The sequence below is a fragment of the Saccharopolyspora indica genome (assembly GCF_027853965.1).
GTDB lineage: Bacteria > Actinomycetota > Actinomycetes > Mycobacteriales > Pseudonocardiaceae > Saccharopolyspora > Saccharopolyspora indica.
The window spans coordinates 172,936-190,780 of sequence record NZ_JAQGLB010000013.1 but is presented as its reverse complement, the minus strand read 5'-3'; the positions used below and the strand labels follow the sequence as shown (position 1 = coordinate 190,780).

Here is a 17,845-nt window from a genome sequence, read left to right as displayed (position 1 = left end):
TTGCCCAAAGGTGCCCTTCACCTCGACAACATCACTCGGTCGGGAGTTTGGTGGTCTCTTCTTCGGGGGTGGGTTGCGGGGGAGTGCGGCGGGCTCGTTTGTGGGGGAGGGCCTTGTTGTGGACTCCGGAGAGGAGTTCGTGGAAGCCGTAGTGGTCCGGGTTGCGGTAGAGGGCCACGCAGAAGACGAGGAAGAGGACGCCGGAGGCCAGCGCTGTCAGGAAGCCTGCGATCAGGACCGGTTCGAGGCCGCCCAGGGAGTGGATCAGTTCCAGCGGTTCGTCCAGCAGGGTGCGGGCGGCGCCGAAGAGCAGCTCGCCCGGGAGGACGACGAGGAGCATGGCCGCCATCATCATCAGGCCCGCGATCGGGATCATCGGGATCGCGAGCACCACCGCGCGGACCAGCAGTCGCCACGGCGCGGGCCGCGCGTCCTCCTCCGGGCCGACGAGCTTGAGCAGCAGCAGCCTCTTGCCCGGCGTGCCGCCCAGCGCCCACGGGAGCAGGACGTAGTACACCAGCAGCGTCAGGAGCAGCGACGTGTAGAAGCCGACGCCGAACAGGCCGAACACCAGCGTGCAGAACAGCATCGCGAACGGCAGCAGGCACATGTCCACGATGAACGCCACCACGCGCCGCCCCAGCGGGACCGGGCGGCGGGCCAGCACGCCGTCGTCGATGGAGTCCAAAGTGGGCAGCCAGCGGGTCACCGGCCCGGCCAGCCACCAGCCCAGCATCGCGCCGGAGGTGTTGGTGATGACGTCGTCGACGTCGGCCAGCCGGTACGGGCAGGCGTAGAGGCCCCACACGCCGGTGTACTGGGTGAGCTCGAAGAACAGCGACACGCCCAGGCCGATCGCGGCGGTGGTGAGGAAACCGCGCTTGAAGTGGTAGCGCAGGTACACGCCCAGCGGCACCAGCAGCGCCACGTTCAGCGTCGCCTGCCACACGGCCGGGTTGTGCAGCACCAGGGCGCTGAAGCCGACCTCGCCGCCGGCTTCCTTCCAGATGTCGCCGAAGGTGTTGCCGGGTGTCAGCGCGGGCTGCGCCATCTGCGGGTACTTCGCGCACACGTCCACCACCCGGGAGGGCAGCGGGATCAGCGTCATGAAGAACGCCGTCAGCGCGTAGAACAGGAAGCTGTAGAACGACAACGTGCGCCAGCTCGTCATGACGCCGTGCCTGCGGTAGGTGACCACCGCGGCGGGCAGGAACAGGACGATGGCGAGCAACGGGAAGATGAGCGCCGCTGTCTTGACGGGCAGCAGGTGAACGCTTGACACGACTGGCAACTATACGGTCGCCCGCCGATCCCGCTCCGCGGCGTGCACCGGGGTGACGGCGGTTACCGCGCCGTCGCGGTCAGGGCGTCCAGATCGGTGGGGAAGTGCTCCGCGCCCTGGGCGACGGCGAGGTCGAATTCGGTTTCGGTGAGCCGTTTCCGGACTTCGGCGGTGATCCGGTCGAGGTCGCCGCGCTCCGCTTCGGGCAGCGGTGTGCCCGCTGAGGCTCGTGCCGCTTCGGCCGCGCCGAGCAGGCAGGCCGCGCGTTCCGGGGCGCTCGCGGCGTCGGCTCCTGCCAGGCCTTCGAGGGTCAGCGCGATCGAGCGGGGGTCGGCGATCCGGCGGGCGATGCGGTAGGCCGACAGGTGGTGCTCGCGCGCCGCGCCGAGGTCTCCGCGCAGTTCGGCGAGGAAGCCGAGTTCGGCCAGGATCAGCGTGTTGCCCGGCTCGAACTCCACCCGGCGGTGCCATTCCAGCACCCGGTGCAGGTGCTGCTCGGCCTCGCCGAAGCGGCCTTCGCGGCGCGCGCCCAGCGCCAGCCCCGTCTCGGCGTACATCTCGGCCGGGGTGAAGCCTCGCTCGGCTGCCAGCCGCATCGCGCGCCCGTGCAGCTCGCGCGCCCGCGGGTAGTCGTGCCTGAGCAGCGCCACCCGGCCGAGCCAGGACGTCTGGTAGGCCACTTCGGCCCACAGCCCGATGCTCTCCGCACCGCGCAGGGCTTCGGTGTGGTGGCGTTCGGCGCTGGTGTAGTCGCCGACCACCCCCGCGAGCATGCCCAGCGCGTAGGACGCCTGCGCCAGTCCCCAGCGATCACCGATCGCGCGGAAGAGCTCGGCGCTGCGTTCCGCGGCCTCCAGAGCCGCGGCGAGATCACCGCGGGTCATGAGGTGCGTGGAGTGATCGCTCAGCACCGCGGCCAGCCCCCAGCGGTCCTGCAGCGCGGCGAACTCCTCGACCAGCTCGTTGACGGTCGCTTCCGCCGCGCCCAGGTCGGCGACCGTGTACTGGGCGTGGGCGAGGAACCAGCGGGCGCGGGCGCGCTCGGCCCGATCGGTGATGCCTCGCCACGCCTCGACGTCCTCGACCTGCTCACCGGTCAGCAACGCGATGGCCGCATACCAAGCTGCTGCACTGCCTCTCCGCGATTCATCGCGTTCGGGGGTGATCTCGCGTTGGGCGGTTTCTTGTGGCTGGGTTGCGTCACGGTCCCCTGAGGTGCCGTTGAGAGGTGCTGGGCGCTTCTCGGCCTGATCATCCGCTTCCGCAGCGACCAGTGCGGCTGCGAGGGACTGCCGGGCTTCGGTGAGCCTGCCGCGCAGGAACCAGTACCAGGACAGTGCTGTGACCAGGCGCAACGCCACGTCCGGGGCGGCGTCGTCGAGCACTGCGCGCAGGTTGGCGGCTTCGGCGTCCAGCAGTTCGAGCCAACGTCGCTGCTCCGGGCCGCGCAGCTGGGTTTCGGCGCGCTCGGCGAGGTCGGCGTAGTGCTCGTTGCGCCGCTGCCGCACGGCTTCGTGCTCACCGGCTTCGCGCAGCTGCTGCAGGCAGTAGGCGGCGACGGTGTCCAGCAACCGGTAGCGGGGTTCGCCGGTCCGGCTCTCCGCGACGACCACCAGCGATCGGTCCACCAGCCGCGACAGCAGGTCCAGCACCTCGGCCGGCCGGACGCCGTCGCCGGAGCACACCGCCTCGGCCGCGGTCAGGGTGCAGCCGTCGCGGTGAATCGCCAAGCGGCGCAACACGATCCGCTCCGCGGTCGGCAGCAGCTGCCAGCTCCAGTCGATCACCGCGTGCAGGGTCCGCTGCCGTTCCGGCGCGTCGCGGTGGCCGGAGTTCAGCAGCGCGAACCGGTCGTCCAGCCTGGACTCCAGCGTCCGCGCGCCGAGGACCCGGATCCGGGTGGCGGCCAGCTCCAGCGCCAGCGGGATGCCGTCGAGGCGACGGCAGATCGCCGCCACCGAGGCGGAGTTGTCGGCGGTGACGTCGAATCCCGGTGACGTGGCGGCGGCGCGGGCGGCGAACAGCTGGACCGCGGCTGAAGCGCGCACGTCGCGGAGCTCGGCGCCGGTCTCGGGCACGGCGAGCGGTGGCACCGGCAGCAGCGTCTCGCCCGCGATGCCCAGCGCCTCCCTGCTGGTGGCGAGGAACCGCAGCCCGGGCAGCAGCCGCAGCAGCCGCGCGGCCATCGACGCGGCGGAGTTGATCACGTGCTCGCAGTTGTCGAGCACCAGCAGGATCTCCTTGCCGCGCAAGGCCTCCGCGATCGGGTCGGCCGAGGACAGCGCTGCTTCCTGCACTTCCAGCGCGGCGAGCACGGCGTGCTCCAGCGAGCAGGTGACGTCCTCCCCGGGCTCGACCCCGGCCAGCTCGACCAGCCGCACGCCGTCCCGGAACACCGCCCCGCGCGCGGATTCGATCGCCAGGCGAGTCTTGCCCACGCCGCCCGGCCCGGTCAGCGTGACCAGCCGCGACGAACCCAGCAGCGCCAGCACCTCCGCGCTCTCGCCGTCCCGCCCGACCAGGTCGGTCACCGGCACGGGCAGGTTGTGCGGGACGGCTGCCGGGGCGGCCAGCGTGGTGTCCTGGGTCAGGATCGCCTGCTGGAGCTCGACCAGCTCCGGGCTCGGGTCGATGCCCAGCTCGTCGGCCAGCCGCTCGCGCAGCTCGGCCAGCCCGGCCAGCGCTTCGCTCTGCCGCCCGGCGCGGTACAGGGCCCGCACGTGCAGCGCCCGCAGCCGTTCGCGCAGCGGGTTGGTGGCCACGAGTTCGCCGAGCTCACCGGCGAGAGCGGTGTGCTCGCCGAGCTCCAGCCGGGCCGCGGCGGACTCCTCCAGCGCGTCGAGGTGCTCCTCGGCCAGCCGCTGGCGGGCGGCCTGGACGAACGGCTCGTCGGCGAAGTCGGCGAACGCCGGTCCCCGCCACAGCGCCAGTGCATCGTCCAGCAGCGCACGGCGCGCACCGGGCGCCGCTGACGCCCGGGCTTGCGCGACCAGGCGGCGGAATCGGTGCGCGTCGACGGCCTCCGGGTCGACGACCAGCGCGTATCCGGCGGAGCGGTAGGCGACCAGCTCGCGGCCGACGGCCCTGCGCAGCTGGGAGACCTTGGTCTGCAGCGTGTTGACCGGGTTGCCGGGCGGTTCGGCTCCCCACAGGTCGTCGACCAGGCGATCGGCCGACACCGGGCCGTCGTGCGCGAGCAGCGCCACGAGCAGGGCGCGGACCTTCGCCTCGGGAACCACGACGGGTTCGCCATCGGCGGTCCACACCCCCAGCGGGCCCAGCACTCCGAAACGCACGGTCCGAGCCTAGTCCGCGCGCCCGACACCCCCAGCCGGTCGTGCGCGGACCGTGCGCGGCCCCCAGCAGGGTGGATGCCAGCGGAAGGAGAGATGATGAACCGGAAAGCCGTGAGCGTCCTCGGACTCGGCGACATGGGAACCGCGCTGGCGGACGCACTGCTCGCGGCGGGCCACCGGGTGACGGTGTGGAACCGCACGGCGGCCAAGGCCGACCCGCTGGTGGCCAAGGGCGCGACCCGGGCGGACACCGCCGCCGATGCGATCGTGGCCAGCCCGCTGGTGGTGGTCTGCCTGCTGGGCTACGACTCGGTCAGCGAAGTGCTCGGCCCGCACACCGACGTGCTGGCCGGGCGCACGCTGGTCAACCTGACCAACGGCACTCCCGGCCAGGCCCGCGAGATGGCCGCCTGGGCTGCTGAGCACGGTGCCGACTACCTCGACGGCGGCATCATGGCGGTCCCGCCGATGATCGGCAAGCCGGGGGCGTTCGTGCTCTACAGCGGGCCGAGCGGAGCCTTCGAGGCCTGGCAGCCGGTGCTCGACGCGTTCGGCGAGAGCCACTACCTCGGCGAGGACCCGGGGCTCGCCCCGCTGCACGACATCGCCCTGCTCAACAGCATGTACGGGATGTTCGGCGGCGTCCTGCACGCCTTCGCGCTGGTCCGCTCGGCGGGCGGGTCGGCGGCGGAGTTCGCCCCGATGGCCCGCCGGTACGTCGACACGATGGGCGCCTACGCGGAGGTGATGGCCGCGCGGATCGACGCAGGCGACTACGCCGACGACGTGACCTCGAACCTCGCCATGCAGGCCGCCGCGTACGCCAACTTCCTCGACACCGCCGAAGAAGCGGGGGTCAGCACCGAGCTGATCACCCCTATCCACTCGCTGCTGCAGCGCCGGGTCGCCGACGGCCACGGCCACGAGGACACCGCGAGCCTCGTCGAACTGCTCGGGAAATGAGGACTCCGGCCGGTCGGTTCCACCGTTCTGGTAGCCGGGGTCCTCTGTGGACTCCTGGATCGGGCGCAGCGGTGCGCGGTGGAGCTCGTACCCGGCCGGAAGGACGAGGGGGCCGGTGGGATTCGCCCTGCCGGTCTCCTCGACGAAAGGAGCTGGAATGAACGGCAAGACGGTGAGCGTCGTCGGTCTCGGCGACATGGGAACGGCGCTGGCGGACGCACTGCTCGCGGCGGGCCACCGGGTGACGGTCTGGAACCGCACGGCGGCCAAGGCCGATCCGCTGGTGGCCAAGGGCGCGATCCGCGCGGACACCGCCGCGGACGCGGTCCTGGCGAGCAAGCTCGTGGTGGTCTGCCTGCTCGACTACGACTCGGTCAGCCAGGTGCTCGGCCCGCACACCGACGTGCTGGCCGGGCGCACGCTGGTCAACCTGACCAACGGCACACCGGGCCAGGCCCGCGAGATGGCCGCCTGGGCTGCTGAGCACGGTGCCGACTACCTCGACGGCGGCATCATGGCGGTCCCGCCGATGATCGGCAAGCCGGGGGCGTTCGTGCTCTACAGCGGGCCGAGCGGAGCCTTCGAGACCTGGCAGCCGGTGCTGGACCTCTTCGGCGAAAGCCGTTACGTCGGCGACGACGCGGGTGCTGCGGCGCTGCAGGACCTCGCACTGCTCTCCAGCATGTACGGCGTGATCGCGGGCTCGCTGCATGCGCTCGCCCTGGTCCGCTCGACCGGAGCCTCGGCGCGGGAGTTCGCCCCGACGCTGAGCAAGTGGCTGCAGGGCGTGGTCACCTGGCCCGTCGAAGCGGCCGAGCGGATCGACACCGGCGACTACGACAAGGACGTGGTCTCCAACCTGAGCATGCAGTCCGCCGGGTTCGCCAACCACTTCATCGCGGCGGAGGAGCAGGGCATCAGCGCTGAACTCCTGCTACCGGTGCACCAGCTGATGCAGCGCCGGGTCGCCGACGGCCACGGCCACGAGGACTTCGTCGGCGTCATCGAGCTGCTCAAGCGCTGAAAAGCAATGGGAGAGAACCATGAATGAGCCTGTCACCTTGATCGGGCTCGGTCCGATGGGCCAGGCGATGGCCAACGTCCTGCTGGATGCCGGGCATCCGGTGACGGTGTGGAACCGGACCGCGAGCCGGGCCGACGAGGTGGTCGCGCGGGGTGCGGTTCGCGCCGCGATCCCGGCCGAGGCGGTGGCGGCCAGCGAGCTGGTGCTGCTGAGCCTCACCGATTACGCGGCGATGTACGAGATCCTCGGCCCGGTGCCGGATCTCAGCGGCAAGGTGGTCGTCAACCTCAGCTCCGACACGCCCGACGCGTCCCGCGAGGCGGCGAGCTGGATCGCGCAGCGCGGCGGGAAGTTCCTCACCGGCGGCGTGCTGGCCTCCGCGGAGCTCGTCGGCGCGGAACCGGCGAAGGTGTTCTACAGCGGCCCGGCGGAACTCCTGGAAGCCCACGAGCAGACGCTGCGGCTGATCGGCGAGCCGCACCACGTGGGCACCGACCACGGCCTGGCCCAGCTCTACTACCTCGCCCACATCGACCTGTTCCTGGTCAGCCTGGCGGCGTACCTGCACGCCACCGCGCTGGTCGGCTCGGCTGGCGTGTCCGCGCAGGAGTTCCTGCCCTGGGCGGTGGACAACCTCACCACCAACCCGCTGGTGCTCCCGGCGGCCGCCGCGCAGATCGACAGCGGCGAGCACCCCGGAGACCTGGGCACCGCCCGGATGATGGCCGCCAGCGCCGACCACCTGCTGGCGGCCAGTCGCGCGGTGGGCATCGACGCGGAACTGCCGAAGGCGATCAAGGCGCACTACGACCGCGCCATCGCCGCCGGCCGGGGCGGCGGCAGCTGGACCGGGCTCATCGACGTCATCCGCGATCCGCGGTAGCGAAAACCACTGGAGGGAAAGATGAATCAGCCAGTCACCCTGATCGGTCTGGGGCCGATGGGGCAGGCGATGGTGCACGCGCTGCTGGATGCCGGGCATCCGGTGACGGTGTGGAACCGGACCGCGAGCCGGGCCGACGAGGTGGTCGCGCGCGGTGCCGTTCGCGCCGCCGGCCCGGCGGAGGCGGTGGCGGCCGCTGAACTGGTCGTCCTCAGCCTGACCGACTACGCGGCGATGCACGCCATCCTCGATCAGGTCGACGTCACCGGGAAGGTGATCGTCAACCTCAGCTCGGACAGCCCGGAGGTGACGCGGGAAGCGGCGAAGTGGGCCGGGCAGCGCGGTGCCCGGTTCCTGACCGGAGGTGTCATGGTGCCCGCGCCGATGGTCGGCACCGAGGCGTCCTACGTCTACTACAGCGGGCCGCGCGAGGTCTTCGACGTGCACGAGAAGACGCTGGCCGTCATCGGCGCACCGCACCACATGGGCACCGATCCCGGTCTGGCGCAGCTGTTCTACCAGGCCAACCTGGACGTCTTCCTGACCGCGCTGTCGGCCTTCCTGCACGGCTCGGCGCTGCTCGGCTCGGCAGGGGTGCCCGCGAAGGACTTCGCGCCGTGGGCGGCGCAGGTGCTCCAGCTCGTGATCCAGTTCCTGCCGCAGTCCGCCGAGCAGGTCGACGCCGACGAGCACCCCGGCGACCTGAGCACCGTCACGATGATGGGCGCGACCGCCGACCACGTCCTGGCGGCCAGCCGGGAAGCGGGCATCGACCTCGACCTGCCCCGCGCGATCAAGGCCCACTACGACCGGACCATCGCCGCGGGCAAGGGCGGCGACAACTGGACCCGCCTGATCGACGGCATCCGCAACCCGGGCTAGGCGCCGCGCGGAGGCCGGTGGGAGCACCACCGGCCCCCGCCGCGGGGCTAGAGCTTGGGCTTCGGGCGGTTGGGGTTCTCCCAGAGCACGTCGTGCGCGCCGGTCGGGGTGAACCTCTCGATCTTCGGGTCCCACTTGACGTCGTGGGTGATGATGCGCTCGACGTCCGGGTTCTTCCGGAGGATGGGGAACTCCGTCATGTCGAAGACGTTGTTCGGCCGCCGCGATCCTTCCGCCCCGGTCACCAGGATCACGTTCACGTCGCCCTTGGCGTTGCGCGCGAACGCCGACGAGGCCTCGGTCCACACCGACTCGCGGAACACGTCCTCCTTGTCGTAGTCCGGTTTCTCACCCGGTTTCGGCCAGTCCGGCATCTTGATCTTGTCCTTGTCCAGCTTGCCTTCCAACGTCGTGCCGCCGTGGGCGTCGGCCTGCTTGTTGGCCAGGTCCATGACGGACTGCCACTCACCGTCGTTCTTCTTGCCGCCGCCGGACCAGAGCCAGGTCCCGTTGGGATCGTGCTTCATCACGTCGTCCCACTTGGAGGTCCACTTGTAGTACTCGTCCAGGCTCATGTTCCGCAGGTCGTGGTTGTACTGGTTGGCGTCGGGCTTGCCGTCCGGCTTCTTCTGCTGGGAGTCGACGTGCTTGGCGTCGGTGTCACCACCGGGGCGGTCGCGCATGCCGTTCGAACCGGAACCGCGGCAGCTGCCGGACCCGGCGAGGCCGAGCGGGTCGGCGGCCTGCAGCGGGCTGGGCACGTAGGCCGCGGGGTTCGGCCCCGGGCGGAGGCCGAGCGGGTCCTGACTCAGGTAGCGGGCCGTTTCCGGGTCGTAGTAGCGGTAGACGTTGTAGTGCAGGTCGCTCTCGGCGTCGTGGTACTGCCCGGGGAACCGCAGCGGCGTCGAGGCCGCCGAGCCGGCCGGGGAGGGCAGCGCCTTGCCCCACAGGCTCGTCCGCGCCTCCCACGCGATGGTGCCGTCGGCGTCGAGCAGCTCGGTCGGCGTGCCGATGGCGTTGGTGACGATCGGGCGGAACCGCTCGTCGTGCCGCGGCCAGGCGTACTCGACCTGCGCCACCGGGCGCCCGTCGAGGGGGTGGCGCTCCCAGGTGAGGACCGCTCGCGAGCCGTCCTGCCGCGTGGTGATCTGCTCGACGAGGTCGGCGCCGCTCCAGATGAACCGGATCTCCTCGGCCATCAGGGGCGCGCCGTCGGCGTCGGCCACCCACCGCTGCTTGGCGAACCGCCTGCCGAGCGGGTCGTAGAGGTAGGTCCAGCGGGTGCCGTCCGGGGTCGTCAGGCCGGTCATCCTGTCCAGCGGGTCCCACGAGTAGGTCCAGGACCCCTGGCCGTGGCGGGCGACGACGCGGCCCTGGTGGTCGACGACGTATCCGGTGGACCCGGCCTCGACCAGCGCGTTGTTCGCGTACCGGCGGGGCCCGGCGGTCGGATCGGCCCACGGCGTGGCGGCCCCGGTGATGTTGCCGGAGCCGTCGTAGGAGTACCGCTCCACGCCGGTGGGCCGGGCGACCTCCGCGATCCGGCCCGCCGGGTCGAGCCGGAAGCGCTGCGGCCCGGTGGAGGAGTCGTCGATGCCGACGAGCTGGCCGTCGACCCGGTAGGTGAAGCGGCGCCGCTTCCCATCGGTGATCACCTGTTCGACCAGCTGGTCCTCGGCGTCGAACTCCTGGGTCAGCACCACGCGCCCGTCGACGTGCCGCGCGGTCTCCCGGCCGGCCGCGTCGTGCTCGAACCGCATCTCGTGGCCGGCGGTCGCCAGGACGGTGGGCGTGCCCGCGGCGTCGAACCGCCAGGTGCTGTCGACCCCACCGGGGGTGCCGCGGTGCACGGCGGTCTCGTCGTAGCTCCAGCGGACGGCGAGCCTGTTGACCGATTCGGCGATCACCCGCCCGTGGCGGTCGCGGACGATCTCCAGGACGGAATCCCGGTTCGTCGCGCGCACCAGCCTGCCGAGGTGGTCGTAGTCGTAGGTGGTGGTGCCCGCCGGTGTCCGCCGCTCGACGACGTTGCCCAGCACGTCGTAGGTGTACTCGGTGACCTGGCCGAGCCCGTTGGTCATGCGGATCAGCTGCCCGGCTTCGTCGTAGGCGTAGACCAGGCGGCGGCCGTCGAAGTCCACCTCCTCGACCAGCCTGCCCGCGGGGTCGTAGGTGTAGTGCCAGGTCAACCCCTGCGGGTCGGTGACGGTGACCAGCCGCTGCTCGCGGTCGTAGGCGTAGCGGGTGCGCCCGCCGGCGGGGTCGGTGTCGACGACGGGCAGGCCGAACGGGCCGTGACCGCGCCGGGTCACCTGCCCGGCGGCGCCCCGGTGCTCGACGGCGTTGCCCTCGGCGTCGAAGTGCCACGTCTCGTGGCGCCCGAGCGGTCCGGTGCGCACCGAGCGCTTGCCCTCGACCGTCCAGCCGATCCGCACCGCGGCACCGGATGCGGTGCGGGTCGTCCGCGGCCGGCCGAACAGGTCCCGCTCCCCGGGAACCGCCGTCGGCGACTCCTCGTCGAGCGGATTGGGCAAGCCCGCGCTCGGCAGCGGCGGAGCGATCCCGACCTGGTCGGAGAACAGGTCCGGTGCCGCGGTGGGGGAGTACTCGCGGCGGTCGACGGCGTCCTCGTCCTGGACCTCCAGCGACAGACCGCCCTCCGCGGTCGCCGCGACCTTCACCTCCGATCCGTCGGGGCGGATCACGGCGACGAGCTCGCCGTCGTCGGCGTAGGTGTAGCGCGTCGTCCGGCCCAGCTCGTCGGTGCGGGACAGCAGCCGGTCGTAGCGGTCCCAGCTGTAGCGCTTGGCGTGGCCGAGCGGATCGACCTCCGCGATCAGCTGGCCCGCCGGGTTGAGGTGGAACTCGCTGGTGCACCCGAGCGCATCGGTGTGCCGGGTGATGCGGTTGTCCAGGTCGTAGCTGAAGGTGCCGTTGAAGAAGTCCTCGACGCCCACCGTGCGGACGCACCGCCCGGTCCGGTCGTAGGAGTACCGGTACCAGGTGCCGGTGCGGTCCTGCCAGCCGGTGAGCCGCATGCTCTCGTCGTAGTCGAAGGTCATCGCGCGGCCGGTGGAGTTGACCACCCGGGTCAGCCTGCCGCGCTCGTCGTAGCCGAACTCGACGACCGGGACGGCGCTGCCGTCCGCCGTGCTCACGGCCGCCACCTCGACGATCCGGCCGCGCTCGGTGGTGAACCGCGCCTCGTAGCCGTCGGAACGCCGGATCGCGCTGGGCGCGCCGTCGGCGGAGTGCTCGATCGTGATCCGCGGGGCGTTCGCCCGCTCGACCGCGACCAGCGGCAGCAGCCGTTCGCCGCTGCCCGCGACGGCGGTGAAGACCAGCGTCCCGGCTCGGTCGTCGAGGCGGTAGCCGTCAGCGGTCCGCCGCAACGGGTACCGCGGCCCTTCCACCGGGAGCACGGGCGCGTCCGCGGTGGGGATCGGGTACACCAGGATCATGCCGTCGGCCGAGAAGTAGCAGACGTTCTCCTCGTCGACCTCCAGGCGCTGGTCCACAGTGGACGACCAGGAGGCGCCGAACCAGCGGCCTGCCCGGTAGGACGAGATGTGCGTGCGCTCCAGGACCAGGTCGGGGCTGCCCGCGATGGTCAGGTCCACCTGGGTCATCACCACCTCGCCGGTGGCGACGTCGACCGGGTCGGAGATGTACTTCCGGTCGTCGGTGCCGACGGCGCGGTCGCGGGGGTTCTCGGGCTTGTTGCTGCCGGTGTTGGAACCACCGCGGCTGCCGGGCTGGCCGCCCAGGCCCCTGTCGCGCGCGGGTGGCGGGGAGGGCGTCGGACCGCTGTCGGGGGATCTGGGCGTGCTGTCCGGGGAGCGGGGCGTGCTGTCCGGGGGATTGCCGCCGCGCGACTCGTTTCCGCCCGTGCTCTGCGAGTGGGTGGATGCCGGGTCGTTGTTGTCGGGCTTGTTGTTGGGACCGTTGTCGCCCTTGCCACGGTCGGGTTTGGGGCTGTCGGGCTTGTTGCCGGAGCCGCCGCTGTCCTTCTTGATCTTGTCGAGGGCCTTCTTGGCGTCGCCGAAGCCGTCCTTGAGCTTCTTGAACAGCTTGCCCAGCGACTTCATCGCCTTCACCAGCTTCGTGGTGATCTTGGCGATCTTCGCGGCGGTCTTCGCCACCGCCATGACGACCTGCGGCACGACCCAGGCCATCGCCAGGCCCAGCGTGGCCAGCACCTGCAGGGCCCACGAGACGAGGCTGCCGACGAGTTCGGCGATGATGTCGCGCACCAGCGTGCGCACGGCGGCCACGACTTCGCCTGCGGTGCCGACTCCTTCGGAGGCGCCTTCGGCTGCCTTCTGGGCCGCTTCGATGAGCTTTCCGGTGTCCTCGCTGCGCTTGCGGTAGGAATCGGCGGCTTCCCCGGCCCAGTCGGCGACGTCGCTGTTGACCATGTTGGTCATCTCGGTGTTGATCTCACCGAGCTCGGCGGCGACGTTCTTCCAGGTCTCCGAGTGGGCCTTGATCTGATCCGCATCGCCGGTCAACGAATCCAGTGCGTCTGAGAGCGGGCCGACGTGCTCCATGAGCCAGCCGACACCGGCCGAGAGGATCGCCCCGAACGGATCCAGCGCCATGCCCAGCGCGTCCAGCCCGGTCCCGACCGCACCCATGACTCCGGAGGCCCAGTCACCGGACTCGATGGCCTTCTTCGTCTCATCGACCGATTCCAGGATCGGCACGCCGCTGAACGACTTCGTCGAATCCTCGCGCTCCGCCACCAGCGGATTACCCACAACAGCACCTCGATGTCCGGAAACCGCCGCTGCCTCCAGGCGCGGCCACACCTGGCCGAATGATCAGCGAGAACGCCAACGCCGGACCAACGTCGTGCCAACGCCCTGGTTTCCCGGAGAAGAGGGCCGGTGGGGTGCCGCCACCGGCCCTCCAGCGCGCCGTCACGGACCGGCGAAGGTGTTGATCACCTCAGGATGGGCGTCGGCCCACTTCCTGGCCGCCAGCTGCTCCTGGCCCTTCTGCGCGTTGTTGATCTCGTTCTCCAGGGAGGCCAGCTGGTCGTCGGTCAGCCTGAACTTCTTGATCATCTCGGTGACCTCGGGGAAGTCCTGGGCGAATCCGGCGCGGCCGACGGCGTGCAGCTGCTCGGCCTGGCCCATCGCGCCCTTCGGGTCCTGCAGGTCCTTGAGCGGGTAGCGGGCGTAGGCCCAGTGCGGGTGCCACAGGGTGACCACGATCGGCTTCTGCTCCTTGGTCGCCTTCTCCAGGGCGGCCAGCATCGCCGTGGTCGAGGAGGTCTGCAGGGCGTACTCACCACCGAGGCCGTAGGCCGGGATCGCGCTGTCCTTGGTGGTGCGGCTCAGCCCGGCGCCCGGATCGATGCCGGTGATCACGCCGCCGAACTCCGGGCCCCGGCCCTTGAGGTCCTCGATCGAGTTGACGTCCGTCAGGTACTTCGGCACCGCGATGTTCAGCGTGCCCTGGTCGTACCAGACGCCGAGGTCCTCCAGCTGCGGGCCGTACTGCTGCCAGTAGTCGGCGTGGGTCTGCGGCAGCCAGGCGTCCAGGAACAGGTCCGGGTTGCCCTGGGCGAGCCCGGCGTAGATCGGGCCGACCTCCAGCTCGGTGGCGTTGACGGCGTAGCCCTTGCGCTCCAGGAGCTCCTTGTAGAGGTAGGTGACCGCGATGTCCTCGTCCCAGGCGATGTAGCCGATGTTGATCGTCTTCGACTCCTGCCCGGTCTGGGGCTCGCGGCCGCCGCAGCCGGCGGCGACCAGGACCAGCGCGGCCAGTGCGGCGAGCAGTGCGGCGAATCTCCGCGATCTCCTGCTGGACAACATTGCTACCTGCCTTTCCGCGGCGGCTGGCGGACCGGGCTCAGCCGGTCCTGGCCGCTTTGCGCTCCGCCCGCGCGACCGGCGAGCGGTCCGAGAGCACGGCGGTGATCCGGTCCAGGTAGACCGCCAGGATCACCACCGCCAGTCCGGCCTCGAAGCCCTGGGCGAGCTGGACCCTGGTGACCGCCTCGTAGATGTTCGAGCCGAGGCCGGGCGCGCCGACCATGCCCGCGATGACCACCATCGACAGCGCCAGCATGATCACCTGGTTGACCCCGGCCATGATCGACGGCATGGCCAGCGGCAGCTGGATGCCGGTGAGGATCTTGCGGGGCGGGGCGCCGAAGGCCTCGCCGGCCTCGACCACCTCGGTGTCCACCTGCCTGATGCCGAGCTCGGTGAGCCGCACGCCCGGCGGCAGCGCGAAGATCACGGTGGCCACCACGCCCGGCACCTCGCCGATGTTGAAGAACACGATCACCGGGACGAGGTAGACGAAGGCGGGCATGGTCTGCATCAGGTCCAGCACCGGCCGCAGCACCGCGCTGACCTCGCTGCTGCGCGCCATCAGGATGCCCACCGGGATGCCGATGGCGATGGCGATGGCGGTGGCCACCAGCACCAGCGACAGGGTCTGCATCGCCGCTTCGAACTCCTGCACGCTGGCGATCAGCCCGAAGCCGATCAGGCTGAACAGGCCGAACCGCCAGCTGCGCAGCCACCACCCGAGCGCGGCGAACACCAGCACCACGACCAGCGGCGGCAGGAAGGTCAGCGCCTGGGCCAGCCCGCCGACCGCCGAGCGCAGCACCAGGTCGACGAAGTCGAACACCGGGCCGATGCTGTCGTTCAGCCAGTCCACCACCGCCGCGAACCAGCTGCCGACCGGGATCCGCGGCAGCTCGAACTGGGTGAGCACCTCACGCATCGGATGCCTCCTCGGCCGTCTCGGGCTCGCGGCTGAGCGCCTCGAAGATCGCGGCCGGTGTCACCGCGCCGAGCAGGCGCTGCTGCCCGTCGACCACCGGCACCGGGTCCGGTCGGCCGCCGAGCCGCAGGAACAGCTCCCGCAGCGGTGTGCCCGCGTCCACCGGTTCGGCGCCCGTCGGTGCGATCACCTGCGGGTTCGCCAGAGTCGCCGCGGTGAGCACCCGGCTGCGGTCCACGTCGTGGACGAACTCGGCGACGTAGGAGTCGGCCGGTTCGCGCAGGATCTCCTCGGCGGTGCCGATCTGCACGATCCGCCCGGCGCGCATCATCGCGATCCGGTCGCCCAGCCGCATCGCCTCGTCGAGGTCGTGGGTGATGAAGATGATCGTCTTGCCCAGCTGGGCGTTGAGGTCGAGCAGCTGGTCCTGCATCTCGCGCTTGATCAGCGGGTCCAGCGCGCTGAAGGCCTCGTCCATCAGCAGGACGTCGGTCTGCGCGGCCAGGGCGCGCGCCAGGCCGACGCGCTGGCGCATCCCGCCGGAGAGCTGCTGCGGGTAGCGGTCGCCCCAGCCCTCCAGGCCGACCAGGTTCAGCGCCTCGGTGGCCTTCTCGGCGAGCTCGTCCTCGCCCGCGCCGCGGATCCGCAGCCCGTAGCCGACGTTGTCCAGCACGGTCCGGTGCGGGAAGAGCGCGAAGTGCTGGAAGACCATGCTCATCTTCTCCTGGCGCATCGCGCGCAGCACCTTGCCGGACATCGCGGTGACGTCCTCGCCGTCGACGAGCACCCGGCCCGCGGTCGGCGCGAGCAGCCCGTTGAGCATCCGGATCAGGGTCGACTTGCCGGAGCCGGACAGGCCCATGACGACGAACGTCTCGCCCTCCGCCACCTCGAACGACGCGTCCACCACCGCGGCGGTGCCACCGGCCGCCTTGATCTCGTCCGGACCGGCCCCGCGCTCCACGCGGCGGACCAGCTCGGCCGGCTGCGGCCCGAAGATCTTGTAGAGCCGTTCCACGCGTACCGAAGTCACCGATCGCCTCCACCCGCTCCGCCGGGACACCGCCGGTTGCGATCACGATGCCCGGATTCGCCGTCGACTCCTTTCGGTTCCGTTCGCCGATCATGCTCCGGAAAAGCTCGCGCTCAGCAGATCGGGCGAAGATCTGCATTTCGCGGAGAAATGCATTTCCGCGCTTCTGACCAGGCATGATGTAATGATTTTGGCGTGCGGATATTCCCTTTTCGGAACTGATGATCCCACTTCAGTGGCGTTGTGGCCGAGTGGCGGATGCAAAGGATCTCGCTGTGCTGGAATGCGCGGTCCGGGGTGTTCCGGCCCAGGGCGCCCGCGCGGCCGCGGCGGCGTTCGGGCCAGCCGGTCCTCCCACGATGTGATACTGGCTATCCCCCGGATGGCGGCGTCCACCCGAGGCGGACGTTTAAGGTCGGGTGCATGCAACCCTGGTCATCGGTTCCCGTGCCTCGAGTGCCGGGCACGCCACGTCCGCTGCGCCTCTTCGACACCTCGGCCGGTTCGGTCGAACCCACCGAGCCCGGTGCGGTCGCGCGGATGTACGTGTGCGGCATCACGCCGTACGACGCCACCCACCTCGGTCACGCCGCCACCTACCTGGCGTTCGACCTGGTCCACCGGGTGTGGCTGGACAACGGTCACCAGGTGCACTACGTGCAGAACGTCACCGACATCGACGACCCGCTGCTGGAGCGCGCCGAGCGCGACCACGAGGACTGGGTGGTGCTCGCGATGCGCGAGACCGCGCTGTTCCGCGAGGACATGGAGGCGCTGCGGGTGGTGCCGCCCGCGGACTTCGTCGGCGCTGTCGAGTCCATCCCGGAGATCGTCGAGGCGGTCGGCAAGCTGCTGGCCTCCGGTGCGGCCTACCGGCTCGACGACGAGCACCCGGACATCTACTTCCGCCACCGGGCCAGCGGCCGCTTCGGCTACGAGTCGAACTACGACGACGAGACCATGCGCGGCTTCTTCGCCGAGCGCGGCGGCGACCCGGACCGGGCGGGCAAGGAGCACCCGCTGGACGCGCTGCTGTGGCGGGCCGCCCGCGACGGCGAGCCGTCCTGGGAGTCCGAGCTGGGGCCGGGCCGGCCGGGCTGGCACCTGGAGTGCTCGGTCATCGCGCTGAACCGGCTGGGCCTGGGCTTCGACGTGCAGGGCGGCGGTTCGGACCTGATCTTCCCGCACCACGAGTTCAGCGCCGCGCACGCCGAGTCGCTGACCGGTGAGTTCCCGTTCGCCAAGCACTACGTGCACGCCGGGATGATCGGGCTGGACGGCGAGAAGATGTCCAAGTCCAAGGGCAACCTGGTGTTCGTCTCCCGGCTGCGCGGCGACCGGGTGGACCCGATGGCCATCCGGCTGGCGCTGCTGGACGGCCACTACCGCACCGACCGCTCGTGGACGGCCGACGCGCTGACCGCGGGCGCGGCGCGGCTGGCGCGCTGGCGCCAGGCCGTCGAGCTGGAGTCGGCCCCGTCGGCGGAAGCCGCGGTCGCCGAGCTGCGCGACCGGCTCTCCGACGACCTCGACACGCAGCGGGCGCTGCGGGCGATCGACGCCTGGGCGGAGGAAGCGCTGACGACCGGCGGCTCCGACGCCGGGGCGCCGGCGCTGATCCGCACGGCCGTCGACGCCCTGCTCGGCGTCGAGCTCTGAATCCGGTTGGAGGGGCGTCGGTTCCGGACTGGGACCGGCGCCCCTCACGACGTCGACGCGCGGGAGAGGACGGGCG

General features: G+C 71.2%; 11 protein-coding genes. 5 read left to right on the top strand and 6 right to left on the bottom strand.

Annotated features, from left to right (window positions below; translation table 11 throughout):
• Positions 1-31 precede the first annotated feature (31 nt).
• Entirely contained in the window at positions 32-1,282 is a 1,251-nt protein-coding gene (locus OU416_RS26330) for a VanZ family protein (RefSeq protein ID WP_270929693.1), read from the bottom strand.
• A gap of 62 nt (positions 1,283-1,344) precedes the next feature.
• A complete protein-coding gene (locus tag OU416_RS26325; RefSeq protein ID WP_270929692.1) occupies positions 1,345-4,578 on the bottom strand; it encodes a BTAD domain-containing putative transcriptional regulator in 3,234 nt (1,077 codons plus the stop codon).
• Positions 4,579-4,671: 93 nt separating this feature from the next.
• Between OU416_RS26325 and OU416_RS26320 the strand changes: the two genes are divergently transcribed.
• The 4 genes from OU416_RS26320 to OU416_RS26305 all read left to right on the top strand — a co-directional run bounded on the left by OU416_RS26320 (position 4,672) and on the right by OU416_RS26305 (position 8,330).
• A complete protein-coding gene (locus OU416_RS26320; protein WP_270929691.1) occupies positions 4,672-5,541 on the top strand; it encodes an NAD(P)-dependent oxidoreductase in 870 nt (289 codons plus the stop codon).
• Between the two features lie 127 nt (positions 5,542-5,668).
• Positions 5,669-6,565: an NAD(P)-dependent oxidoreductase gene (locus OU416_RS26315; RefSeq protein ID WP_270929730.1), complete on the top strand. Its 897-nt coding sequence runs from the start codon at positions 5,669-5,671 to the stop codon at positions 6,563-6,565.
• A gap of 19 nt (positions 6,566-6,584) precedes the next feature.
• On the top strand, positions 6,585-7,448 hold the full coding sequence (locus OU416_RS26310) for an NAD(P)-dependent oxidoreductase (protein WP_270929690.1): 864 nt from the start codon (positions 6,585-6,587) through the stop codon (positions 7,446-7,448).
• Positions 7,449-7,469: 21 nt separating this feature from the next.
• On the top strand, positions 7,470-8,330 hold the full coding sequence (locus OU416_RS26305; RefSeq protein WP_270929689.1) for an NAD(P)-dependent oxidoreductase: 861 nt from the start codon (positions 7,470-7,472) through the stop codon (positions 8,328-8,330).
• A gap of 47 nt (positions 8,331-8,377) precedes the next feature.
• Here OU416_RS26305 and OU416_RS26300 read toward each other — a convergent pair whose 3' ends face one another.
• The 4 genes from OU416_RS26300 to OU416_RS26285 form a co-directional block, all read right to left on the bottom strand.
• Positions 8,378-13,090, bottom strand: coding sequence for an RHS repeat-associated core domain-containing protein (locus OU416_RS26300; RefSeq protein WP_270929688.1), 4,713 nt, complete (start codon positions 13,088-13,090; stop codon positions 8,378-8,380).
• A 162-nt stretch (positions 13,091-13,252) separates the two neighbouring features.
• A complete protein-coding gene (locus OU416_RS26295) occupies positions 13,253-14,152 on the bottom strand; it encodes a glycine betaine ABC transporter substrate-binding protein (protein WP_270929687.1) in 900 nt (299 codons plus the stop codon).
• Positions 14,153-14,189: 37 nt separating this feature from the next.
• Positions 14,190-15,077, bottom strand: a complete 888-nt coding sequence (locus OU416_RS26290; protein WP_270929686.1) for an ABC transporter permease — start codon at positions 15,075-15,077, stop codon at positions 14,190-14,192.
• Positions 15,070-16,110 carry a quaternary amine ABC transporter ATP-binding protein gene (locus tag OU416_RS26285; protein ID WP_270929685.1) on the bottom strand — a complete coding sequence of 347 codons (1,041 nt, stop codon included), beginning with the start codon at positions 16,108-16,110 and terminating at the stop codon, positions 15,070-15,072. The genes OU416_RS26290 and OU416_RS26285 overlap by 8 nt, the downstream gene beginning before the upstream one ends.
• A 423-nt stretch (positions 16,111-16,533) precedes the next feature.
• On the opposite strand from OU416_RS26285, the gene mshC reads away from it, so the two are divergent.
• Complete coding sequence (gene mshC, locus OU416_RS26280; protein ID WP_270929684.1) at positions 16,534-17,769, top strand: cysteine--1-D-myo-inosityl 2-amino-2-deoxy-alpha-D-glucopyranoside ligase; 1,236 nt, start codon at positions 16,534-16,536, stop codon at positions 17,767-17,769.
• Positions 17,770-17,845: the final 76 nt, after the last annotated feature.

Excerpts from the sequence above, each read along its gene's own strand:
- OU416_RS26310 (WP_270929690.1), top strand. The coding sequence starts at position 6,585 with ATGAATGAGCCTGTCACCTTGATCGGGCTCGGTCCGATGGGCCAGGCG.
- OU416_RS26305 (WP_270929689.1), top strand. The coding sequence starts at position 7,470 with ATGAATCAGCCAGTCACCCTGATCGGTCTGGGGCCGATGGGGCAGGCG.
- OU416_RS26290 (WP_270929686.1), bottom strand. The coding sequence starts at position 15,077 with ATGCGTGAGGTGCTCACCCAGTTCGAGCTGCCGCGGATCCCGGTCGGC.
- OU416_RS26295 (WP_270929687.1), bottom strand. The coding sequence starts at position 14,152 with ATGTTGTCCAGCAGGAGATCGCGGAGATTCGCCGCACTGCTCGCCGCA.
- OU416_RS26320 (WP_270929691.1), top strand. The coding sequence starts at position 4,672 with ATGATGAACCGGAAAGCCGTGAGCGTCCTCGGACTCGGCGACATGGGA.
- mshC (WP_270929684.1), top strand. The coding sequence starts at position 16,534 with ATGCAACCCTGGTCATCGGTTCCCGTGCCTCGAGTGCCGGGCACGCCA.